We start from the raw sequence: 21,669 nt of genomic DNA, 5'->3' as shown, positions 1-21,669 counted from the left end.
TCCCGCAGGCGATGTTGAAGGGCAGGACCACGTACTCGCCGACCTGGACCTTGCGGACGGCCGGACCGGCCTCCACGACCTCGCCCATGTTCTCGTGTCCCAGGGTGGGGCCGGACTCGAACGAGGTGCGGCTCTCCTACATGTGCAGGTCCGAACCGCAGATGTCGGCCTCGGGTCCGGTACGTCCTTCACCGTGACCGTTCGGGGACCTTCATATACCGCCGCTTTCATGATGACTTCCCTCGGTGCTGTGGCATGAGCCCAGCACGGCGGTGATGGAGACCGCGCACAGAGCTTGTTCCCGGAAGTCGCTTCGCCGGGGAAGTTCCATGGCTCCGGCACGCCTCGGCGGACAGCCGCCACCGGCCCCCCAGACGGAGATTCGGCGTTCCGGCGGCGCGCCCATCGGGTCCCCGTCGGCCCCCGGCGCCAAACAAGCCACTCACCGACCGGTCAGCGCATTCTCCGGACCCGGACGACCACCGGCCGACGACACATCTCCGACGCAGGTCGTCGGCTAGTCACCGTCGTTGTCCCGCAGCGCGCTGCGACGTTCCTGTTCGCGCTTGGAGTAGGCGGCTGCCCGGATCGCCTCGTCGCTCTCCAGGCCCGATCCCAGCGCGCCGCCCACCGTGGCGATCGAAGCGACGAACCAGGACAACGTCCAGTACTCCGTGGCATGCAGCGGGGTGCGTGTCAGGGAAAGGAACACGCGGTCGTTGAGGACGAAAAGCGCCCACACCAAGTTGATGGCCATCAAACCCGCGTAGCAGACGAGCACTCCGATGCCCACGGTCACGACCGTCGAGGCGTTGTAGAGAGCCGTCCTCTTCCTCGCCTCCGGCGAATCCCCTGCCGCTCGATGCCACAGCTGCGCGTCCACGATCAGCCAGCCGATCATGAGCGCGAGAGACCCGACCATGGCGATCACCAGGCGTGGTGCGCTCAGGGACGCGGCCAGGCTCCAGACGGTGGAGTTCACGGTGGCGACGGCTCCCGTGGCGAGTGCGGCCGCCAGGGCTTTCGACAAGCCCGGCGCCAACCGCCACGGCCGGTTGGCGCGGACCATACCGGCGAGCACCCTGAGGTAACCGCGCGGGCCGCCGGCGACGTACCGCAGATCGGCGGGCTCCTCCTCACCGACCGGGCCCGCGTGGACAGGCGCGAGACGACCGGCGAAGGACCCCAGCGGCGGATGACTTCGAGGAGCTCCCTCGGCCCCGGTGGCGGTCTGCGGGCCCGCCAGACGGAGCACGGTTTCCTCCACGGCCCGCCGGGCCCTCGTCTGTAGACGCAAGCCCCCGAGTGGAGGAAGGGACAGCAACGCCAAGCAGTGTTCGTGACTCAGATCCACCACGACCTTGTGCCCGTGCGAGTGCAGCGGCAGATCGGTGAGGGCCACGACGATGTCCCAGTCCTCCGCTCTTTGGCGGTCCATGATCCGGCGCATCAGGGTGGCAGGGTCCTCGGTTCCTGCGGTGAAGGGCTCGCTGACCACCTCGACGTCGAACCGTCGCCCCTGACCACACTTGACGGCCAGCCGGTCAGGGAGTGTCCGGGCCATGCGCTGCGCCATCTCCGTCGGCGCATCCGGATCCGCCAGAAGAACCACGACCGTAACGCCCTGGGACGACACCAGCATGACTCCCTCTCGTCAGCTGCCTCCGCCGATCGCACGTGCCCACGGGGCCCCCGAGGCGGCGTCGGCGCCACCTGCCACGCTAGCCCCGTCGGCGGGTTCAGGCGGCACGACGCCACAGTCGAGGACCGGGAGGGCCCACTTCTCAGGACTCCCCCGGCTCACCAAGATCGCCTCCTGTGTGCTGCGCGCGATCACCACCACGGCCTCCTCGGCCGGGTCCGGGTTCTCCTCGCGGTGCGGCACGAACGGGGGGGTGAAGAGATGTAGTCCCCGGGGGAGGTGCGTAGGCGTACCTCCCACCGGCTCGGGCCCGCGTCGTCGCGGAATCGCACGGAACCTGCTCGGCGGCTGCCAGGGCGGTACCGGGCCGTCCTCGCCGCGTCCGGACGCGCGGAGTTGGGGCGGCGGCTTCCTGTTCCTGAGCCGGCGCGACCAAGTCGCCGTGGAGGCCGGCCTCGCGGACGAACTGGGCATCGAGCGTTGAGCGTTGGTGATCGGCGGTTCCATGGCGGCCGGTATCAGGTCGAGTCGTATCTCGACCAACACGCCGCCAAGTTGGTGCGCCGCTTCGACGCCGGCAGCTATGTCACCCTCTCCGAGAATGAACAGCCACGACGTCGGCCGCGACCGCGGTGGCACGCGGGCCGCGCTGCGCCGGGTGACCGGGCGGACCCTCGTCGCCGGAGTCGACTCCGACCGCCTCTATCCACCGTCCCAGCAGGCCGAGTTGGCGGCCGGCATTCCCGGAGCGGACCGCCTGCGCCTGATCGGGTCGCCCTACGGCCACGACGGCTTCCTGATCGAGACGGAGCAGGTCGCCTCGCTCGTGCGCGAACTGCTCGACCAGCGCTCAGCGAGTCGTCACACCACGCTCACCGGATGCCGTACCACCGCGTCGAACAGGTAGCCCTGCGTGTTGGGCACGGCGACGTCCGGCTGGGTGCGGCCGGACGTGTCCGTGGCACGGGCCAGCAGGTCGGTGGCGCCGCGTTCTTCGGGCCGCCAGCTGAGGGACCAGCGGGTCCAGGTGCCGGCGCGGGGCCGGTCGTGCAGCCGGGCAGGGCGCCAGTTCGCCCCGCCGTCGGTACTGACGTCCACCCGGGCGACGGCACCCGCGCCGGACCACGACCGCCCGTGCAGTACGTGCACCCGGCCTGCCGGGAACGTGGCCCCGACGGCCAGTTCGAAGGCGCTCTTCGTCGCCTGCCGGGTGAGCGGCGCGCTGCCGCCCTCCGGGTGGGCCGGACCGAACAGCCGGTAGAAGGTGGTGTTCCAGGGGGAGAACAGCGGCTGCGCGGACACCTCGATGTCACCGACCCACTTGATCGACGCGATCCCCACCCAGGAGGGCACCAGCACCCGCACCGGATACCCGTGGTCGTACGGAAGCCGTTCACCGTTCATCTCGTAGGCGAGCAGTACGTCGTCCAGCGCCTTGGCCAGCGGCAGCGGGCGGCGTACCCGCCCCAGGCTCTCGCCGCCGCTGACGTACTCGGCGTCCAGGCCGCGCGGCTGCACGTCCACGGCATGGGGCAGGAGGCCGGCCCGGCGCAGCACGTCGGAGAGGCGTACCCCGCGCCAGTGCGCGGCCCCGATCGCGCCCAGCGTCCAGGCCGTGCCGGTGACGGTCTCGCCCTGCTGCGTCGTGTAGTAGGAGCGGCCGTTGCCGGCGCACTCGACGAAGGCGGTCCGGGAAACAGCCGGCAGCGCGCGCAGATCGTCGTACCCGAACTCCACCGGCCGGTCCTCACCCGGGGTGCCGCGCAGCCCGCTCCCCCACAACCGCAGCCGCCAGTCGTCCGCGTCCAGGACCGGGGTGGCCGTGTGGTTGCGGACGAAGAACTTCTCGTTGGGGGTGTTGCGGCCGGTTCCCCGCAACGCCTCCCAGCGGGTCTCGGCGTTGGTGCCGCGCTCGATGAACCACTCGGGCGGCAGCGGCTTGACGATCCCGGCGACGGCGGCGCGGGCAGAGCGGGGGCTCACGAGTGCGGTCCCGGCGGCGGTGGCGGCGAGCAGGGTGAGCAGCCGGCGGCGGGTGACCCCGTCGGCCTTGGCCTCACCAGCGAGCCACTGACGCAGCCTTCGGCGGTCGTAGTCGGTTTCGAGGCGGTGACCGGGCGGGGTGGGAACAGACATGGCGGGTCCTCGTCATGGGGGCGATGGAACACGGCAGGGGGCGGCAAGGGGCAGGGCCCGGACATCCAGCAGTCCCACGGCAGCCAGACCCAACTGACTTTTCCCGCAAGGTGGTTGACAGAGCCGCTGGCAGAGAACGGGGAGGCGCGCGATCAGCCGCTCGTCCGACACAGCGCGGCGGCGACCCGGACGAGGTCCACGGCGCGGCGGCGAGTCAGAGGCTCCGGCGACGGCATGGCGAGATCGAAACACGCGGGGCTGAGGGTGTCAACGGAACGTTCGCAGGCAGCCCGGGGCAGCCTTCGCCTGATCAGGTGCTCCCGCCTGCCAGCGCAGCGCGAATGAGATCGCCCAACTCGTCGTCGGTCACGTCCGCCGCATCCTGCGGACGTAGCCGGACGGTCCCCTTCCCGCTGACGAGGTTCGGATGGCGGGAGGTGAAGTCCGCGCCCCGGTCCTTGTCCCACCCGTAGACCGAGACCCCGTGCCGCCACACCCCGACATGGAGCTTTCGGCTGCCAACCCGGTAGGTCGGCATCCCATAGGACAGTACGAGGCTCGCCTCGGGAAACGCCGCCAGGATCAGCCGGTGCAGCCGGTCGAACAGGGGGCGGAGCTCGGGTGCGATCCCGTCGACGTAGGTCTGCACTTCAGCGTCCATACGACTCATTCTGCGCGGGGGGAGTCGCCGTGTCCGCACTGGTCCGGGGCGATCACCCGCCATTCAGGGCCGAGGGCGCTGGCCAGGGTGGCGAACGACGCGACCGTCGATGGTCAGGGCGGCACGGGTGGGCATGGCGGTCATCGCGGTGATACTCCGTGGGTCCGAGGCGCGGACAGCAGGTTCTCGGCGAGGTCGACGTCCGAGGCGCCTGTTCTTCAGGCGAGCTGCTTCTGTGGGCCCCGGGCGAGGGTGATGTGCGGGGCGAGCGCGCGCAGGAAGTCCGGGGCGTCGAAGATCTCTCCGGCGGAGGCGACGCCGGTGGTCCGGATGCGGCCGGTCAGGACGCGTTCGAGGGCCTCGGCGACCAGGGGGGCGGTGACGGCGTAGATGTCCTGGCCGCCGGCCGTGGCCCGGCGTTCGGCGCCGCCCGCGCGTACGACGGCGTCGACGAGGAAGGTCGGTCCGAGCGCCCGGTCTTGTCGGTGGCGGTCGGGGCCGGTGTGTCGGGAGCGGCGATGTCGCGGACCGCCTCGGCGGTCATGTAGGTGGTCGAAGGACCTGGCCCGCCGGGCCCGTATGAGTTCACGCCACCTCGCTCGGCACTTCAGGACTCTCACCGGCACCACGCCACTGCAGTGGCTCCACACCCAGCGCATCCGCCATGCCCAGGAGCTGCTGGAGACCACCGACGCCATCGTGGACACCATCGCCGCGGCCACCGGCATGGGCACCGCCACCACCCTGCGCCGCCACTTCCACCGCAGCGTCGGGGTCCCACCCGACACCTGTCGCCGCACCTTCCGGCCCTGACCAAGGCACACCGATAGGACGACGGGTGTCCCGCACGCGGACGGTCTCCGCGTGCGGGATCGGGTGTTCCCCTCGGGTGGGTCAGCTGGTCGTCAGGGCGGTGTCGTCCACGACGAAGCTGGTCTGGAGGGAGGAGTCCTCCACTCCGTTGAACTTCAGGGTGACGGTGGAGCCGGCGTACGAGGACAGGTCGAAGGACTTCTGGGCGTACCCGGAGGCCTTGTTGAGGTTGGAGTAGGTGGCCAGGGTCGTCGAGCCCGCGGTGACCGTCAGCTTGTCGTAGGCGCTGCTGGTCGAGGTCTCCGCGGTGTCGATGTGCAGGTAGAAGGTGAAGGTGGCTTTGCAGCCGCTCGGCACGGTCACCGACTGGGAGAGCGTGTCGGTGTGCGCGGAGCCGTAGCCGTCCAGCCAGGCGTAGTAGGAACCGGCGTGTGCCGCCTCGCTGGTGGAGTTGGTGATGACCCCGCTGGCGGCGGTCCAGGTGGTGTTGCCCGACTCGAAGCCGGCGTTGCCGAGCAGCTGGGTCGAGGTGCAGGTGCCGCTGCCGGAGCCGACGGTCCAGGTGAAGGAGGTCGAGCCGGAGGCGCCGGTGGAGTCCTTCGCGGTGACGGTGACCTGGTAGGTGCCCGCGGTGGACGCAGTTCCCGTGATCTTGCCGGTCGAGCTGCTGATGGACAGGCCGGTCGGCAGCCCGGAGGCGCTGTAGGTGAGGGTCGCGCCCGCGCTGTCGCTCGCGCTGATCTGCAGGCTGACCGAGCCGCCGGTCGTCGTCGACTGGCTGCCCGGGTTGGTGACGGTCACCGTGTTGCCGGAGGTGGTGCCGGAGGCGAAGGCGGTGGTGCCGTTGGGGGTGCCCCAGCCGGTCGGGCCGTCGTAGCCGGTGGTCGCGGTGCAGAAGTACGAGGTGGAGCAGGAGCCGTTGTTGCCGCTGGTCACGTCGTACAGGTTGGAGGTGTGGGAGTAGGGGTACTTCGCCGGGTAGTCGCTGGAGCCCGGGGTGCCCGCGAGGGCGTACACGCCCGCGATGATCGGCGACGAGGCGCTGGTGCCGCCGTAGACCGCCCAGCCGGAGCCGCCGTAGGTGTCGTACACGGCCACACCGGTCGCGGGGTCGGCGACCGCGGAGACGTCGGCCTCCATCCGCTTCGTGCAGCCGGTGTCTGTCTGCCAGCTCGGCTTGGGGTCGTAGGCGGAGCAGCCGGAGCCGGTGCCCTCGGTGGAGCTGGTCTTCCACACGGACTCGGTCCAGCCGCGGGAGTTGGAGGACGTGGACAGGGCGGTGCCGCCGACTGCGGTCACGTACTGGGAGGTTGCCGGGTACTCGGCACCGTAGGCGGAGTCACCGGAGGAGACGGTGATCGCGACACCCGGGTGCTTGAAGTACGAGGTGTCCTCGCTGGTCTGGGAGGAGGCTTCGTCGCCGCCCCAGCTGTTGGAGACGAACTTGGCGCCGAGCGAGACGGCCTCGTTCTCGGCTATGCCGAGGTCGGAGTCGTTGGCGGAGGTGGCCTCGACGAGGATGATGTTGCAGTTCGGGCAGACGGCGCTGACCATGTCGATGTCGAGGGCTTCCTCGCCGGCCCAGCCGCTGTCGTTGGTGGGCAGCGAGGTGGTCGAGCCGGTCTGGCTGACCTGCTTGAAGCAGCCGTTGGCTTTGGTGCAGGCGGACAGACCGTAGGTGGAGCGGTAAGTGGCGAGGTCCGATTCGGCGTTGGGGTCGTTGTAGGCGTCGACCACGGCGACCGTCAGGCCGCTGCCGCCGGTGGTGGGCAGGTTGTAGGCGCTGTGCAGGTTGGCCGGGGAGAGGCCGGAGGGGGCCGCGGCGGCGAGCGCCGAGGCGAGGCGCTGCTTGATGTCGGTGCGGCGCTGGGCGAAGCAGGACGCGTGGCCCGGCTCGGCGGTGGCGCACAGGTGGGTGGTGGGTACCTTCTGGCCGGCCTTGCCGGTGGAGTGGAAGGTCTGACGCGCGGGGGCGGTCAGCGCTTTGCTGTTCTGCGTGACCTTGGTGGTGTGCGGGTGGGCCGCGGTGGGCTGGGCGCCGGCCGTGGGTGCCGCGACGAGTCCGGCGACGGTGAGTGCGAGGACCGGGAAGGAGATGGCGAGGAGTCTTCGCAGACTCCGTCTCCGCTTGCTCAGACGTGACTCACGCATGGGGTTCTGCCTCCGTTGACGTGGGGATGCGCACTGGATTGGCAGGCCCGTGACGCGCGTAGCGGCGGCGAAACCGCGCAGCCATGAGCATGACATTCGACTGACCCGTGATGCCTGATGTACGTGACATGACAGGGTGCGAGAGGAACGTAGATCGGACCGCGGGCGAACCGGCAGTGGCGCAGGGAATTCTTTGCTCCGCCATGGCGGAGATTGCCCACTTCATTGGAGGTGAGTGGGGCGGGCTTGGCGCGGAGCAGAGGAAGACCGAAGCCGGCCGGGCCCGGAGGCTGATCCTGCAGCGTCTCGACGGCCTCTTCTCTGACAGCTCATCCCGACTGTCGTGCCCGTCGCTTCGTTGCGGCCCTGCTGCCGGATCTCGGTCAGGAGCGCCCGCAGTCGGCGGGGCGTGGCCGGGGCCGCCGGGCGATCCGGGTGTAGTTGATCACCGTTTCGGCACCGAGAGGCGTTCGAGGAAGGGCACCTCGTCGGACGTGGCGCCGTCAGTTTGCGCCCCATACCGACACCAGGTCCTCGAGTCCCTGCTGCGAAGGAACACGCACGGCCGCTCAGCCTCCCATGACGCGCAGGAACGACCCACCGACAGCAGATGCGGCGGGGCGCCGAACGACCTGTCACCCATCACGAGACGAGGCCCGGAACCAGCCCCGACACCGAACCGATCCACCGGGCACTGCGCAATCCGGCAAGGTACGGGAGGACAGTAGGGATCGCGCACCTTGCTGGTCACCGTCGGCGATGGCTCCAGCTTTTTTCCCCCGGCGCACACGCACCAAGAGGCGGCAACCGGCAGCTCAAACCCGCGGTGTTCCCGTCCGCGTTCGCAGCCCTACACGATCCCGCCTACAGGCACCCCCAGGGCAGACTCACCGCCGTCGGTTGTCGGCGCCGGATGACAGCTCGACGCCATCCCTACCTGCATTCCGGCCTTCCGCCATGGATCACTGGGAGCACGGCAAAGTGGTCCGTTGAGGCATGAGAACCCGACCTATCGTGATCACACGCCTTCCGGAACTCTGTAGGTAGGAGTACCTCTTGCTGCCCAATAGGTCCCTGTCCATCTGCCTCGTCGGAGTCGGCCCGCGCGGGTTGGCGGTGTTGGAAAGAATATGTGCCAACGCGCGTCAGATGAAATCGCTTCAAGGCGTCCACATTTATCTTGTCGACCCATGGCCCGCGGGAGCGGGTGCCGTATGGCGCACCGACCAGCCCCACGAACTCCTCATGAATACCGTGGCTTCCCAGATCACCGTTTTCACCGATGAGAGCGTCTCGATCGAAGGGCCCATCGAGAAGGGGCCCAGCCTGTACGAGTGGGTGCAGGAACTGCGCGCCGAAGGAATACGGGACGAAGAGGCGTGGAATGAGGAAGCCCTGGCGGAGGTACGGCGTTTGGGTCCCGACGACTATCCGTCGCGCGCCTTCTTCGGTCAGTACCTGTGCCACATGTTCGCACGTGTCTGCCTTGCCGCTCCCTCTCAGGTCGAGATCACCACGCACTACTCCCGTGCGGTGGCCCTGAAGGGTGGGAGCGACAGCGTGCCTGAGCAGACTGTGCTGCTGGAGAACGGCCGGTCGATCGAGGGACTGGACGCCGTGATCCTCTCGCAGGGCCACGTGGGTGTCGACGCCCACAGCAAGGAACAGACTCTGGCCGAGCAGGCGCAGAAGCTCGGTCTGGCCTATCTCCCGCCCAGCAGCCCGGCCGATGTCGACCTCGAATTCATCAGGCCGGGCGAGAATGTACTGGTACGGGGACTGGGTCTGAACTTCTTCGATCTCATGACCTTGCTCACCGTGGGGCGCGGCGGCACGTTCGTGCGCCGTGACGGGGAACTGACCTACGAGCCCTCAGGGCTGGAGCCCCGCCTCTGCGCGACCTCCCGACGCGGTATTCCCTATCACGCGAGAGGCGCGAACGAGAAGGGTGCCCACGGACGGTACTTTCCGCGCCTGCTCACCGCCGATTACATAGCGCGGTTGCGTCGGCGCGCCGAGGACGGCGATCGCGTCTATTTCGGCATCGACCTGTGGCCGCTGATCTCCCGCGAGGTCGAGAGCGTGTACTACGCGCTCCTCCTGGACAATCTCGGCCGGCGCGCCGATCGCAGGATGTTCACCGAGCTGTACATCGCCGCCGAACGGGAGGACCACAGGAACGAGATCCTTGATGCCTTCGACATTCCGGCGGAGCACCGATGGGACTGGGAACGGCTCGCCCGTCCCTACCTGGGAAGGACGTTCGCGGATCGCGACGAGTTCCACGACTGGCTGCTCACGTACCTGCGGCGGGACGTCCGACAGGCGCAGGTCGGGAACGTGAGCGATCCGGTGAAGGCTGCCCTCGACGTCCTGCGCGACGTCAGGAACGAGGTCCGGATCGCGGTCGACCACGGCGGTCTCGACGGGAACTCCCACCGCGACGAGCTGGACAGCTGGTACACGCCGCTCAACGCGTTCCTCTCCATCGGGCCACCCGCCTTCCGCATCGAGCAGATGATCGCGCTGGTCAAGGCCGGGGTGCTGCAAGTGACGGGCCCCGGGGCCGAGATCCGGGTGGACGCCGACGAACCGTCCTTCGTCTGCACCTCGAACGAGATACCGGCGCCGGACGTCCGGGCGAGGGTACTCATCGAAGCCCGGCTGCCCGAACCCGATGTCCGCCGCACAGCGGACCCGTTGATGCGTCAGCTGGTGAAGGACGGCCAGATAACGCCCTTCAAGATCGAGGGCGCCTGCGGAACCGTATACGAAACGGGTGGCATCACCGTAACTCCGCGCCCCTGCCGCCTGGTTGACAGGCAGGGCGTCCCCCATCCGCGCCGTTACGCACATGGCGTGCCGACCGAGGGCCCGCACTGGGTGACCGCGGCCGCGGCGCGCCCCGGCGTCGACTCGGTCAGCCTGGGGGACGCCGACGCCATCGCCCGCGCCGTGCTGGCGCTGTCCCCGGCCGGGCTGAGTACCGGATCCACTACCTCGGAGAGCACCGAATCGACCACCTCGGAGGTGAGGTCATGACCCTCCTCCCTGACGCGCAGACGGATACAGGCCTCCTCTCCCCGGTCCGCGCCGGCACACCCGTCGAAGCGGCAGTCGGCGACGTCGCCTGGGTGCAGGCGATGCTGGACGCCGAAGCGGCACTGGTCCGGGCACAGGCGACTCTCGGCACGGTGCCGTCGGACCACGCGGCGGCGATCACCGCGGCCGCCCGAGCGGAGCACTTCGACGTAAGGGCTCTGGCGCTGGAGTCGCGGGAGACGGCCAACCCCGTGGTCGGGCTGGTGCGTTCGCTGACCCGCCTGGTCTCGGCGAGCCACCCGGAGGCCGCCGATTATGTGCACCGCGGCTCCACGAGCCAGGACATCTTCGACACGGGCGCCATGCTGGTCTCGGCACAGGCCCTGCGTCTCATCCGTGACTGCCTCGCACACGCGACGCGGGCATTGGAAACGCTCGCCCTGGACCACCGCGACACGGTGATGGCCGGGCGGACGCTGGCCCTTCAGGCGGTGCCCACCACCTTCGGCCTCAAGGTGGCAGGCTGGCGACAACTGCTCCTGGACGCGGACACCCGGCTCGCCCGCGTCTTGAACGGCGGACTGTACGTCTCGCTCGGCGGAGCCGGAGGAACGCTCGCCGGGTACCTGGAGTACGCGGCGATCGACGGGGCCCCGGACGCGAGTACGCCGGGAGGCTACGGCGACCGGCTGCTGGATGCCTTCGCCACGGAGACCGGGCTGGCTCGTCCCCCGCTCCCCTGGCACAGCCTGCGGACGCCTCTGGCCGATCTCGCGGCCGCGCTCGCCTTCACGGCCGGGGCACTGGGCAAGCTGGCCGTCGACGTGCAGACGCTGGTCCGCACCGAGATCGGCGAGGTGGCTGAACCGGCCCGGGAAGGGCGGGGAGCGTCCTCCGCCATGCCGCACAAGAGGAACCCGGTGCTGGCGACACTGATCCGGAGCGCGGCACTCCAGGTACCCGTCATCTCCGCCGGACTGACCCAGTGTCTGATCTCGGAGGACGAGCGTTCCGGTGGCGCATGGCACGCGGAGTGGCAGCTGCTCCGCGAGGCCCTGCGGCTGACCGGGGGGGCCGCGTACACGGCCGTCGAACTCGCCGAGGGGCTCATCGTCCACGCGGACCGCATGGCGGCGAACCTCCGGCTGACCGGCAGTCAGATCGTGTCCGAGCGGATCTCCGCCCGCCTGGCTCCGCGGCTCGGCAAGGAAGCCGCCAAACAGCTCCTCACCGAGGCCTCGTCCCGGGCCGCACGCACCAGCACCCCACTGGCCGACGTGCTCGCCGAACTCCCCGTCGTCGCCGAGGTGTTCAGCCGCGCACAGATCGACGCGCTGTGCGATCCCGCCGAGTACACGGGCGCCGCCGCGGAATTGGTCGACCGTGCTCTGAAGCAGTAACGGCCGTCGCAGGACGAACCTTTCCCGTCTCACCTGCAACGATGCGCCTCCCGCATCGGACGATGCGGATTCCGTGCTTGATCACCCAATGGCGTCCGGCAACAATCGGAAAGCGGCAGGAAATCCGGCTGAAACTCCAGGCGAGTCGGATCGCACTTGCGATTCGAGACTCCTTGTGTACACCTTCCGCCTGTATCTCATTGGGGGAAACATGTCTCGCCAGCCTTATGCCTACCGGCGCCAGGAACTGATCGAACCCGACTGGCGTCGCGTCCCGGCATGGCGCGAAGTGACCCAGGAACAATGGCGCGATCCGCAGTGGCAGCGGACGCATTGCGTGAAGAATCCCCGCCAGCTCAGAGCGTTGTACGGCGATCTGCTCTCCGAGGACTTCTACCGCGACCTCGAGCGGGACCAGGCGGAGCGGGCGACGATGTCGCTGCTGCTACCCCCGTACGTACTCAACATGATGGTGCCGCTGAGCGCGGTGACCACCGAGGCCTTCTACGCCGACCCGGTACGGCGGCACATGCTCCCGGTCTTCTCCGACCGCGCCACCGAATGGCCGTCCCACCCGTTCGCCTCCCGGGACTCCCTGCACGAGGCCGAGATGTGGGTCGCCGAAGGCCTCACACACCGTTATCCGACGAAGGTGCTCGCCGAGCTGGTTTCCACCTGCCCCCAGTACTGCGGCCACTGCACGCGCATGGATCTGGTGGGAAACTCCACGCCGCAGGTGCCGAAACTCAAATTCTCGGTGAAACAGGCCGACCGCCACGAGGCAATGCTCGAATATCTGCGCAACTCATCCGGTGTGCGCGATGTCGTGGTGTCCGGAGGGGATATCGCCAACGTCCCCTGGACCCGCCTTGAATCCTTTGTCCTGGACCTTCTCGAACTCGACAACATACGCGACATCCGGCTGGCGTCGAAGGCGCTCATGGACCTTCCGCAGCACTGGCTCACCGACGAGGCGCGGGGGACCATGAGCCGGCTCGCCGAGACGGCCCGCAAGCGCGGGGTGAGCCTGGCGGTGCACACCCATGTCAACAGCGCCCAGCAGGTGACCCCGCTCAACGCCGAGGCGGCCCAGTCGCTCTTCGACGTGGGGGTACGCGACGTCCGCAACCAGGGCGTACTGATGCGTGGGGTGAACGACTCCCAGGAGGCGCTGCTCGACCTGTGCTTCGCGTTGCTCGACGGCGCCGGGATCATGCCGTACTACTTCTACCTCTGCGACATGATCCCCAATGCCGAACACTGGCGCGTCGCACTGTGGGAGGCCCAGGAGCTGCAGCAGGCGATCATGGGCTATCTGCCGGGGTTCGCGACGCCGCGGCTGGTGTGCGACGTGCCGTTCGTCGGCAAGCGCTGGGTCCATCAGGTTGACCACTACAACCGCGACCGCGGCATCTCGTACTGGACCAAGAACTACTTCACGTCGATCGAGCACGACGATCCGTACGCGCTCGCCAAGACCTACGAGTACTACGACCCGATCCAGACGCTGAGCGCCGAAGGACAGGAGTGGTGGCGCCACCACGACACCACCCCCGAGCAGCCCGTCGCGGCGAAGATCCCCTCCACAACTCTCACCCGCGGGGAGACAGAGTGAGTGTCAGCAGCCCCATCGCACCGTTGTCGGTACGCGAGAAGTTCATGACCGAGCCCGACCTGGGAGCGGGGAACTTCCTTCAGTACGCGCTGGAGAACAATCCCAACCTCGATGCTCCCCTGGTCTACGACCACCGTCTCGACGAGCGCGGACACGTCGCCCTGCGCGGATACAGCCTGCGTGAACTCGCCTCCATACGGGACCGGTTCGCCCGCTGGTACTGGGCCAACGGGGTGCGTCCGGGCGAGCCGGTGGCGCTCTACATCTCCGAGGGACTGCAGCCGATCCTGCACTTCCTGGCGCTCACCTCGCTGGGCGCGATCCCGACCCTGGTCAACGACGCGATGCCGATCCCGACGGCGCGACGCTACCTCGACCACGTCGGCGTCATCGGTGTGGTGGCCGACGACCCGCGCCTGATCGCCGCCACCTACCGCCCGGGACAGCCGCGGCCCAGGTTCATCGTGCCCAGTTCCGAGATCCGCGCGCACGACCCGGAGTCCGGCAGCCTGCCCCCGGTGTACCCGTACCGTCACGCCCCCGACGACGTGGTCGCTCTCATCCACTCCTCCGGCACCACGGGAACGCCCAAGTCCACGCAGGTCGCGCACCGGCAGTTCTGGGTCGGCAAGGAATCCCGGATGGTCCGCTTCCCCGCGGAGCCCTACGACCGGCTGCTGTCGTTGATGCCCCACACGCACGCCGGCGGCCTCAGCTACCTGCTGACCACGATCCTGCTCGGGCTGCCCACACTGACCATGGGCAGCTGGCGGCGCAGTGCCGTGGAACCGGTGATGGAGGCGTTCCAGCCGACCATGGTCGCCTCGTTCCCGCGCACCTTCGTCGAACTCGCCGAGGGTGAGCTGCCGGTGCGGGCGGCCGCGAAGGTGCACACCTGGTTCAACACCGGGGACGGAGCCCACTACGGGCACATCCGCCGCCTGGTGCAGTTGGGTGAGCGGCCCAGTGGCCTCATCCAGCCGTGGCTGCTGCCCCCGGGCGCCGCCGAGGACACCGTCCTGCCCGGGTCGCGGTTCATCGACGGGCTCGGCTCGTCGGAAATGGGCATGGCACTGTTCGGCCAGGTCACCACACCCGAGTCGGAACGCGACGACCGCTGTGTCGGACTGCCGGTCGAGGTGGTCGAGAAGGCGGCCGTCCTGGACGACGAGGGCGACGAGGTGCCCGACGGCACGGTGGGCTACCTGGGCGTCAGGACGCCGACGCGCACCCCCGGGTACTGGAACGACGCGGCGCTGACCAAGAGCTTCGAACTGGCCGGCTACTGGCTGACCGGGGACGTGGCGATCCGCAAGCCCGACGGCCGCTTCTACCACCTGGACCGCACCGCGGATGTCATCCAGACCGCCGAGGGCCCGGTGTACAGCCTGCCCCTGGAAGAGGTGCTGATCGCCGACTGCGCCGAACTGGTCCACGACTGCGCGGTGATCGCGGTGCCGGGCCCCGCCGGAGGCGGCCACCTGCCCATCGCCGTGCTGCGTCTGCAGGCCGACAGCCCGACGCGGGACACCAAGGAACTCCTCGACGCGGTCAACCAGCGCCTTGCGGCCGCCGAACTCCCGCTCCTGTCAGCGGTGTTCGTGGCCGACCGCGAGGAGGACTATCCGACGGGGCCGACCGGCAAGGTCCTCAAGCGTGAGCTCCGTACCCGTCACGCCACCGCCCTGACCGACGACGCCCCGGCCGCCTGACCTGTCACAGCCGCACCGCAGAGGAGAACCCCCCGGGGAACCAATGAGCCGAACGTATCAACTCCCCGTGCTGCCAAGAGGGCTGTCGTTCTGGCTGATCGCCGTGATCCAGTGCCTGCTGCTCTTCGCGTCCAGCGCCCCCTCACCGCTGTACGTGGTCTACCAGGCCGACTGGAAGTTTTCCTCCATCACCCTCACCGCGGTCTTCGCGATGTACGCGATCGCCCTGCTCGCGGCACTGCTCGTGGTGGGCGGGCTCTCCGACTACGTGGGACGCCGGGCGGTCCTCGGGACGTCCCTGCTCGTCGAGCTGGTCAGCATGGCGCTGTTCATCCGTGCCGACAGCGTCGGCCTGCTGCTGGCCGCACGGGCCGCCCAGGGGCTCGCGACCGGCGCGGCCACCGGAGCGACCAGCGCGGCCCTGCTCGACCTGCAGCCCGCTCATCGGCCCCGGCTCGGACCGATGGTCAACAGTCTGGCTCCGATCAGCGGCCTGGCCCTCGGCGCCCTGGGCGCCGGGCTGCTCGTCGAGTACGCACCTGCGCCCAGGACGCTGGTGTACGCACTCCTGCTGGCGGTGTTCGTGGTCGCGACCATCGTCGTCCCACTGCTGCCGGAGACGTCGCCGCGCCGCCCCGATGTCGCCGCGTCGCTGATACCGCGCATCTCGGTGCCATGCCATGCGCGTGGGCTGTTCATCATCGTGGCGCCCTGCCTGTTCGCGGTCTGGTCGGTCGGCGGGTTGTACATGTCGCTCGGCCCTTCCATCGCCGCGCACACCCTGGGTCTCACCAACCACCTCGTGGGCGGCCTGGTCATCTTCACCCTGACCGGAGCCGGGGCACTCGGTTCCCTGCTGCGGCGCAACAGTCCGCCCCGCGCCACCATGATCCTCGGCTTCGTCGCGTTCTTCGTCGGCGTCGGCACCACTTTGTGGGCGCTGTCCATCCCTTCGACACCGCTGTTCTTCGTCGCCGCCGTCATCGCCGGCTACGGGTTCGGCACCGGCTTCCTCGGGGCCTTCCAGACGATCGCGCCACTGGCCTCCCCGGACGAGCGCGCCGAACTCATGGCCGCCATGTACGTGGTGTGCTACCTCGGCTTCAGCCTGCCCGCGCTCGCCGCCGGACTGTCCGTGGAACGGTTCGGGCTGTCCTCGACGACCACGGTCTACGGAACGTCCGTCATGGTCCTCGCCGTGCTGGCCTGCGCCGGGCTGACCGTCCAGGGACGCAGGCAGGCCCGCGCTCGGCAGCCGGAGCCGGCCGCACGGCCCGAGTCCGCCTCGACGCCCCCGGCTGTCGACGCCGATCACCACTGACCCCGGGAGACCAGATGCACGCCACCATCCCGGACGCCGCCCAGGACGTCCTCCAGCTTTTCGAGCGCACCGCCGCGCGGCATCCCGACGCGACCGCCGTCATCGACAGGTCCGGCCCGTGCACGTACGCCCGACTCCACAGCCGGGTACGGCGCGTGGCTGCGGCGCTCGGCCCGCGCCCCGGCACGGTCGGCGTACTCACCGACCGCTCCGCGGACACGGTGGCGGCGCTCCTCGGTGTCCTCGCCGTCGGCGGTACCTACTGCCCCATCGACCCTGCCTTCACCGTCGAACGCAAGGCGGTCCTGGCCGAGACGGCGCGCCTGAGCCGCGTGATCGCCACCCGGCCGGATCCGGAGCCCTTCGGTCCGCCGATCCTCGGCCCCGATCCGTCCGGCTTCCCCGAAGTGCCGTTCGCCGCCGACGACACCGGGTCGGGCCCGCCTTGGAGGCCGGAGGACCCCGCCTATGTGCTCTTCACCTCCGGGTCCACCGGCAGGCCCAAGCCGGTGGTCACCCCCCGCGCGGCGATCGCCGCCGCCGTCGACTCGCTGGCTGAGGTGCTCGGCATCCGGTCCGACGACCGGGTGCTGCAGTTCGCCTCGCTGAACTGGGACACGTCGTTCGAGGAGATACTGCCGACGCTCACCCGCGGCGCGACCCTGGTGTTCGACGACGACGCCTACGCGGGTTCCATACCCCGGCTCCTGCGCCTGATCGACCGGCTCGCCCTCAGCGTGCTCGATCTGCCCACCGCCTTCTGGCACGAGCTGGTCCATCACCTGGCGGAGGCCGGGAGCACGGCGCTGCCGGAGAGCCTGCGTACGGTCGTCATCGGCGGCGAGGCGGCCAATCCGGTCCGGCTCGACAACTGGCGCGCCCTGCCCGGTGCCGACCGGATCCGCCTCGTCAACACCTATGGGTGCACGGAGACCACTCTGGTCACACACGCCGCGGATCTGCACGGTCCACGCTCGAGGTCACGCACGGGCGCCCCCGCCCCGATCGGCCATGCCCTGCCGCACGTCAGCGCGTTGATCGACCACAACGGTGAACTCCTCATCGGTGGACCCTCGTTGGCACTCGGCTATCTCGATCTGCCCGAGGTCACCGCGGAGCGGTTCCCGACCCTCGCGGCCGGCCGCTTCTTCCGCACCGGCGACCTGGTACGGCGCTCCGCCGACGGCGAGTTGCATCACGAGGGGCGGCTCGACGACCAGCTCAAGGTCCGGGGCATCCGAGTGGATCCGGCCGAGGTGGAGGCCCAGCTCTGCGCGCACCCGGGTGTCGCGTCCGCCGCCGCCACGGGTGTCGCGACGGGCGACCACACCACGGTGATCGCATACGTGACGCCGGCCCCGCACAGCGACGGGACCGACCTCGTGGCCACGCTCCGTTCCCATCTACGCCGACACAGCGCGAGCCATCTGCGGCCGAACCGCATCATCGTCGTGCCGGAGCTCGTCCACACCGCGAGCGGCAAGATCGACCGCCGCCGCACCCACCAGCGGTACACCAGCAGTTGAACAGCGACATCCGAGGGGAACACACATGCCCGCCGCCGAGCCTGCCGTACTCGATCACGTGATCACGATCTACCGCCGCGTACTGGAGGAGGACACGGTCCACCCCGACTCCGACTTCTTCGACCTGGGCGGGGACTCCCTGCTCGCCACCCGAGTGATCAGCGCCGTCGCCCGCGACCTGGGGGTCGAGCTGAACATCGTGGACTTCATCGATGCCGCCACGCCCCGGGGTGTGGTCGAACTGATTGCGAGCGTGACCGCGTGAGCGTCCTCATCGTCGGAGCCGGCCTGGCCGGGCTGACCGCCGCGGCCGAACTCTCCGCCGCCGGGCATGAAGTGACGGTCCTGGAAGCCCGCGACCGGGTGGGCGGTCGCACCCATGGCATCGAGGTGGCGCCGGGGCAGTGGGCCGACGCGGGTGCGGCCTATCTCGGTGCGCGCCACACCGAGCTGATGGCGCTCATCTCCCGGCTCGGCCTGTCGACCACACCCACCACCACCGACGGCCGGAGCAGGTTCTCCCTCGGCGGCGCCGGCCTGCGCAGTACCGAGGGCCGGTTCCCGCCCCTGAGCGCGGTCGCCCTGGGTGAGCTGTTCGACCTGCTGGACGACGTGACGCGCTCGGTCCGGGTGGACGCCCCGTGGCTCACCCCGAACGCCGAGTACCTGGACGGCATCAGCGCCGCGGACTGGGTCGCGGAGCACGTCGCACACGAGGATGTGCGGCTGTTCTTCCCGCTGTTCCTGGGCGAGATGATGGCTGCCGACCCTGCCGATGTCTCCGTTCTGCACATGGCTTTCTACCTGCGCTCGGGGGGTGGGATCCGCTATCTCAACGCGTTCGCGGGCGGCGCGCAGGAGGACCGGGTCGACGGTGGCGCCCATCAGCTGACCGAGTTGCTCGCGGCCAAACTGGGCGACCGGGTCCGTCTGGCCGAGCCGGTGCGCGTGGTCGAGGACACCGGTGCCGGAGTGCGCGTGCACACCGACCAGGGCGTCCACGAGGGGGACTCCGTGGTCGTCGCGGTGCCGCCGCTGCTCGCGGACGCCATCGAGTACCGTCCGGGCCTGCCCTTCCGCCGCTCCGGTGAGTCCACCGTTCCGGGCTGCGCGGTCAAGGTGCATCTGATCTACGAGCGTCCGTTCTGGCGCGATCACGGGCTCTCGGGCTGGTCGGTGAACTCGGACGGTCCGCTGCTCTCCACGGTGGACGACTCACCTCCGGGGGCCGGTGTCGGCATTCTGACCGGTTTCGTCACCGGGAAGGAGGCCAAGGAGTTCGCCGCCCTGGACCCGGGCAGCCAGTGGGAGGCGGCCGCGTCCCAGGCTCGGCGGCTCTTCCCCGAGCTGCCGGAGCCGATCGGCCACCACGTCACCGACTGGATCAACGACGAGTACAGCCGCGGCTGTTACGCGGCACTCTTCGGCCCCGGCGACTGGGTCTCCTTCGGCCCCCGGCTGGCCGCGCCGCACGGTCGTATCCACTGGGCCGGCACGGAGACCAGCACCGAGTTCTTCGGCCTCATGGAAGGTGCGATCCGGTCGGGCCGGCGCGCCGCGGACGAGATCCTGGGGACCCGGAAGGGCTGAGGCCCTGCCGACTCGCGAGAGAGGGCTTCGCAGATGGACGAGACCGCACAGAGCCGCGCGGACGCCATGTACCGCTCGGACCGGACCTGTCAGGATCTCGGCATCACCATCGACGACGTCGCCGAGGGCCGGGCCACCGCCCGTCTGCGGATCGCGCCCACGATGGTGAACGGCCACGGCACGGCACACGGCGGCTACCTGTTCCTGCTGGCCGACGTGGCCTTCGCCTACGCCTGCAACACCCGTGGAGCGACCACTGTGGCCCAGTCCGCCCAGGTCACGTTCCTGCGCCCGGCGTCGGTCGGTGACGACCTGCTCGCCGAGGCGGTCGAGCGCTCCCGGTTCGGCCAGAGCGGTATCTACGACGTCACCGTCCGCCGCGCCGACGGGAAGGTGATCGCCGAATTCCGGGGGCAGAGCCGCTCGTTGCCCAGGTGACCCGTTCACGGCCCCCCGGGGGCCCACTCCAAGAAGTCCCCTACGAAGATGAGTGCCATGAGTGCAAAGACCGACATCCGCCCCTTCGACCGTCGCGCGCTGGAGGTCACAGAGAAGATCGTCGATCAGGTCGAGCCCAGGCATCTGAGCCTGCCGACTCCTTGTGCCGACTGGTCGCTGCGGCAGCTCCTCGCCCATATGGCCGGCCAGAACCACGGCTTCGCGGCGGCCGCCGACGGGGAGGTGACCGACGCCACCGTCTGGGCGGACCGCGATCTCGGCAGCGACCCGGGGCAGACCTTCCGCGACTCGTCGCAGCGGGTCACCGCCGCGTTCGCCCGCGATGGGGTCCTGGACGGCGAGTTCTGGCTGCCCGAGGTGCGCGGTGGACAGATGTTCCCGGCACGCACCGCCATCGGCTTCCATTTCGTCGACTACGTCGTGCACGGCTGGGACGTAGCGGCATCCCTGGGGGTGCCCATCAGCTTTGACGACGAGATCCTCGAAGCCGTCCTGCCGTATGCGGCCGAAGTGCCTGACGGGCCGAACCGCCTGGTTCCGGGCGCGTCCTTCCGGCCCGGCCTGCCTGCGCGCGACGACAGCCTGCTCGGTCGCGTCCTGGCCACACTGGGCCGTTCGGCGAGCTGGCCCAACTGATCCTGGTCCGTCTCGACGCGGACGCGGGTCGGCTCAATGACTGTGTGCCGCCCCCGCCCGCGTCAAGGCGGCTTCCTCGGTCAGTCGGCGCCCGCAGGCGGCCAGTGCGCGGACCAGCCTGTTCTCCTCGACGGAGCGCCAGATCAAGGCCATGTGCACGTCCGGCAGCCCGGTCAGCGGTACGAAGACGGTGTCCGGCCGCGCGTGATAGCGCGCGGCCGACTCGGTCAGTGGGGCCACGCCCTGCCCCGCTGCCACCAGCGTGAGGATCTCCTGGAACGTCCGTACGTCCTGACCGCGCTGCCGACCGGGACGGGACGGTGATTCCCACGGCATCCGAGGATCTTCCCGATGGGCGGAGCCCGGGCCGACCGGCCGGAAGACAGTCTCCTCGGCGATGTCCGCCGGGCTGACCGAGTCGCGGATCGCCAGCGGGTGATCGAGTGGGACGGCGAGCACCCGCGACTCCTTGCCGATCAGCGGGCCGACCGTCATATCCGCGTCATGCACCGGCAACTGGGCGATCAGCATGTCCGTCTGCCCCTGTCGCAGCAGATCCAGAGCGTCGTCGCACGGCACCTCGCGCAGGACGACCCTGCATTCCGGCAGCGCTTCCCGTGCCGCCCGCATCAGTTTTGTGGCGTACACCCCGCCGGCGGTGGCGACGAACCCGAGCCTGACCGTGCCTTCGGCTCCGTCGGCGCGCGTCACCACGTCCTCATAGGCGTCCGTCATCTGCTCGTACAGCGGACGCAGCCGATCTATCAACTCCGAACCCAGTGAGGTCAGTTGGACCGTGCGGCTGGTCCGCTCGAAAAGCCGGCCACCGACCTTCCGCTCCATCTCGCTCACCGTACGGCTGACCCGCGACTGCGACATGTACAGTTCGCGGGCCGTCCGCCCGAAGTGCAGCTGCTCGCTGAGAGCCAATAGGCACTTGATCTCGCGAAGTTCGAGCACGTCAG

The 21,669-nt window shown here is 69.6% G+C and carries 15 protein-coding genes and 6 pseudogenes; 13 read left to right on the top strand and 8 right to left on the bottom strand.

The window, feature by feature from the left end:
• Nucleotides 1–22: 22 nt before the first annotated feature.
• From ACGFWE_RS39105 to ACGFWE_RS39095, 3 genes and pseudogenes are all read right to left on the bottom strand, one after another.
• Nucleotides 23–88 (bottom strand): annotated as a pseudogene (locus tag ACGFWE_RS39105) (hypothetical protein); the annotation flags it as partial.
• Between the two features lie 429 nt (nucleotides 89–517).
• A complete protein-coding gene (locus ACGFWE_RS39100; RefSeq protein WP_393604989.1) occupies nucleotides 518–1,642 on the bottom strand; it encodes a hypothetical protein in 1,125 nt (374 codons plus the stop codon).
• Between the two features lie 156 nt (nucleotides 1,643–1,798).
• Nucleotides 1,799–1,968, bottom strand: a pseudogene (locus ACGFWE_RS39095) (cupin); the annotation flags it as partial.
• Between ACGFWE_RS39095 and ACGFWE_RS39090 the strand changes: the two are divergent.
• A pseudogene (locus tag ACGFWE_RS39090) lies at nucleotides 1,968–2,549 on the top strand (hypothetical protein); the annotation flags it as partial. The pseudogenes ACGFWE_RS39095 and ACGFWE_RS39090 sit on opposite strands and share 1 nt — an antisense overlap.
• Here ACGFWE_RS39090 and ACGFWE_RS39085 read toward each other — a convergent pair.
• The 3 genes and pseudogenes from ACGFWE_RS39085 to ACGFWE_RS39075 all read right to left on the bottom strand — a co-directional run.
• On the bottom strand, nucleotides 2,504–3,778 hold the full coding sequence (locus tag ACGFWE_RS39085; protein WP_393604987.1) for a sulfite oxidase: 1,275 nt from the start codon (nucleotides 3,776–3,778) through the stop codon (nucleotides 2,504–2,506). The pseudogene ACGFWE_RS39090 and the gene ACGFWE_RS39085 sit on opposite strands and share 46 nt — an antisense overlap.
• Nucleotides 3,779–4,088: 310 nt before the next feature.
• Entirely contained in the window at nucleotides 4,089–4,439 is a 351-nt protein-coding gene (locus tag ACGFWE_RS39080; RefSeq protein ID WP_393604985.1) for an iron chaperone, read from the bottom strand.
• Between the two features lie 218 nt (nucleotides 4,440–4,657).
• Nucleotides 4,658–4,992 (bottom strand): annotated as a pseudogene (locus ACGFWE_RS39075) (saccharopine dehydrogenase); the annotation flags it as partial.
• Nucleotides 4,993–4,994: 2 nt separating this feature from the next.
• Between ACGFWE_RS39075 and ACGFWE_RS39070 the strand changes: the two are divergent.
• A pseudogene (locus tag ACGFWE_RS39070) lies at nucleotides 4,995–5,252 on the top strand (helix-turn-helix domain-containing protein); the annotation flags it as partial.
• Between the two features lie 81 nt (nucleotides 5,253–5,333).
• Here ACGFWE_RS39070 and ACGFWE_RS39065 read toward each other — a convergent pair.
• Nucleotides 5,334–7,403, bottom strand: a complete 2,070-nt coding sequence (locus ACGFWE_RS39065) for a putative Ig domain-containing protein (RefSeq protein WP_393604983.1) — start codon at nucleotides 7,401–7,403, stop codon at nucleotides 5,334–5,336.
• Nucleotides 7,404–8,184: 781 nt separating this feature from the next.
• On the opposite strand from ACGFWE_RS39065, the pseudogene ACGFWE_RS39060 reads away from it, so the two are divergent.
• The 11 genes and pseudogenes from ACGFWE_RS39060 to ACGFWE_RS39010 all read left to right on the top strand — a co-directional run.
• Nucleotides 8,185–8,304: pseudogene (locus tag ACGFWE_RS39060) on the top strand (IS110 family transposase); the annotation flags it as partial.
• A gap of 158 nt (nucleotides 8,305–8,462) precedes the next feature.
• Nucleotides 8,463–10,445 carry an FAD/NAD(P)-binding protein gene (locus tag ACGFWE_RS39055; RefSeq protein WP_393605093.1) on the top strand — a complete coding sequence of 661 codons (1,983 nt, stop codon included), beginning with the start codon at nucleotides 8,463–8,465 and terminating at the stop codon, nucleotides 10,443–10,445.
• On the top strand, nucleotides 10,442–11,845 hold the full coding sequence (locus tag ACGFWE_RS39050) for a lyase family protein (protein WP_393604979.1): 1,404 nt from the start codon (nucleotides 10,442–10,444) through the stop codon (nucleotides 11,843–11,845). The genes ACGFWE_RS39055 and ACGFWE_RS39050 overlap by 4 nt, the downstream gene beginning before the upstream one ends.
• Nucleotides 11,846–12,182: 337 nt before the next feature.
• Nucleotides 12,183–13,460 (top strand): KamA family radical SAM protein, encoded by a 1,278-nt coding sequence (locus tag ACGFWE_RS39045; protein ID WP_393604977.1) that lies wholly within the window; start codon nucleotides 12,183–12,185, stop codon nucleotides 13,458–13,460.
• The gene (locus ACGFWE_RS39040; protein ID WP_393604975.1) at nucleotides 13,457–15,172 is read left to right on the top strand and encodes a class I adenylate-forming enzyme family protein; all 1,716 of its coding nucleotides are present in this window, start codon (nucleotides 13,457–13,459) and stop codon (nucleotides 15,170–15,172) included. The genes ACGFWE_RS39045 and ACGFWE_RS39040 overlap by 4 nt, the downstream gene beginning before the upstream one ends.
• A 43-nt stretch (nucleotides 15,173–15,215) precedes the next feature.
• A complete protein-coding gene (locus ACGFWE_RS39035; protein WP_393604973.1) occupies nucleotides 15,216–16,493 on the top strand; it encodes an MFS transporter in 1,278 nt (425 codons plus the stop codon).
• 14 nt (nucleotides 16,494–16,507) lie between these two features.
• Nucleotides 16,508–18,019 (top strand): amino acid adenylation domain-containing protein, encoded by a 1,512-nt coding sequence (locus ACGFWE_RS39030; protein ID WP_352389612.1) that lies wholly within the window; start codon nucleotides 16,508–16,510, stop codon nucleotides 18,017–18,019.
• Nucleotides 18,020–18,044: 25 nt separating this feature from the next.
• Complete coding sequence (locus ACGFWE_RS39025) at nucleotides 18,045–18,284, top strand: acyl carrier protein (protein ID WP_352389613.1); 240 nt, start codon at nucleotides 18,045–18,047, stop codon at nucleotides 18,282–18,284.
• Nucleotides 18,281–19,609: an FAD-dependent oxidoreductase gene (locus ACGFWE_RS39020; protein WP_352389614.1), complete on the top strand. Its 1,329-nt coding sequence runs from the start codon at nucleotides 18,281–18,283 to the stop codon at nucleotides 19,607–19,609. The genes ACGFWE_RS39025 and ACGFWE_RS39020 overlap by 4 nt, the downstream gene beginning before the upstream one ends.
• Before the next feature lie 33 nt (nucleotides 19,610–19,642).
• Nucleotides 19,643–20,047 (top strand): hydroxyphenylacetyl-CoA thioesterase PaaI, encoded by a 405-nt coding sequence (gene paaI / locus ACGFWE_RS39015; protein ID WP_352389615.1) that lies wholly within the window; start codon nucleotides 19,643–19,645, stop codon nucleotides 20,045–20,047.
• Nucleotides 20,048–20,104: 57 nt separating this feature from the next.
• The gene (locus ACGFWE_RS39010) at nucleotides 20,105–20,704 is read left to right on the top strand and encodes a TIGR03086 family metal-binding protein (RefSeq protein WP_393604970.1); all 600 of its coding nucleotides are present in this window, start codon (nucleotides 20,105–20,107) and stop codon (nucleotides 20,702–20,704) included.
• A gap of 33 nt (nucleotides 20,705–20,737) precedes the next feature.
• Here the strand turns inward: ACGFWE_RS39010 and ACGFWE_RS39005 are convergent, their stop codons facing one another.
• Entirely contained in the window at nucleotides 20,738–21,664 is a 927-nt protein-coding gene (locus ACGFWE_RS39005) for a LysR family transcriptional regulator (RefSeq protein ID WP_352389617.1), read from the bottom strand.
• Nucleotides 21,665–21,669 lie beyond the last annotated feature (5 nt).

It is taken from the genome of Streptomyces sp. NPDC048523, assembly GCF_043199815.1.
In the GTDB taxonomy this organism is placed as follows: Bacteria; Actinomycetota; Actinomycetes; order Streptomycetales; family Streptomycetaceae; genus Streptomyces.
The sequence above is the reverse complement of the archived record's forward strand: the minus strand, read 5'-3'. Positions and strand labels throughout refer to the sequence as shown.

What these genes read in the sequence shown, in the direction of transcription:
- ACGFWE_RS39035 (WP_393604973.1), top strand. Translation starts at nt 15,216, where the DNA reads ATGAGCCGAACGTATCAACTCCCCGTGCTGCCAAGAGGGCTGTCGTTC.
- paaI (WP_352389615.1), top strand. Translation starts at nt 19,643, where the DNA reads ATGGACGAGACCGCACAGAGCCGCGCGGACGCCATGTACCGCTCGGAC.
- ACGFWE_RS39030 (WP_352389612.1), top strand. Translation starts at nt 16,508, where the DNA reads ATGCACGCCACCATCCCGGACGCCGCCCAGGACGTCCTCCAGCTTTTC.
- ACGFWE_RS39065 (WP_393604983.1), bottom strand. Translation starts at nt 7,403, where the DNA reads ATGCGTGAGTCACGTCTGAGCAAGCGGAGACGGAGTCTGCGAAGACTC.
- ACGFWE_RS39080 (WP_393604985.1), bottom strand. Translation starts at nt 4,439, where the DNA reads ATGGACGCTGAAGTGCAGACCTACGTCGACGGGATCGCACCCGAGCTC.
- ACGFWE_RS39050 (WP_393604979.1), top strand. Translation starts at nt 10,442, where the DNA reads ATGACCCTCCTCCCTGACGCGCAGACGGATACAGGCCTCCTCTCCCCG.
- ACGFWE_RS39025 (WP_352389613.1), top strand. Translation starts at nt 18,045, where the DNA reads ATGCCCGCCGCCGAGCCTGCCGTACTCGATCACGTGATCACGATCTAC.
- ACGFWE_RS39010 (WP_393604970.1), top strand. Translation starts at nt 20,105, where the DNA reads ATGAGTGCAAAGACCGACATCCGCCCCTTCGACCGTCGCGCGCTGGAG.
- ACGFWE_RS39100 (WP_393604989.1), bottom strand. Translation starts at nt 1,642, where the DNA reads ATGCTGGTGTCGTCCCAGGGCGTTACGGTCGTGGTTCTTCTGGCGGAT.
- ACGFWE_RS39085 (WP_393604987.1), bottom strand. Translation starts at nt 3,778, where the DNA reads ATGTCTGTTCCCACCCCGCCCGGTCACCGCCTCGAAACCGACTACGAC.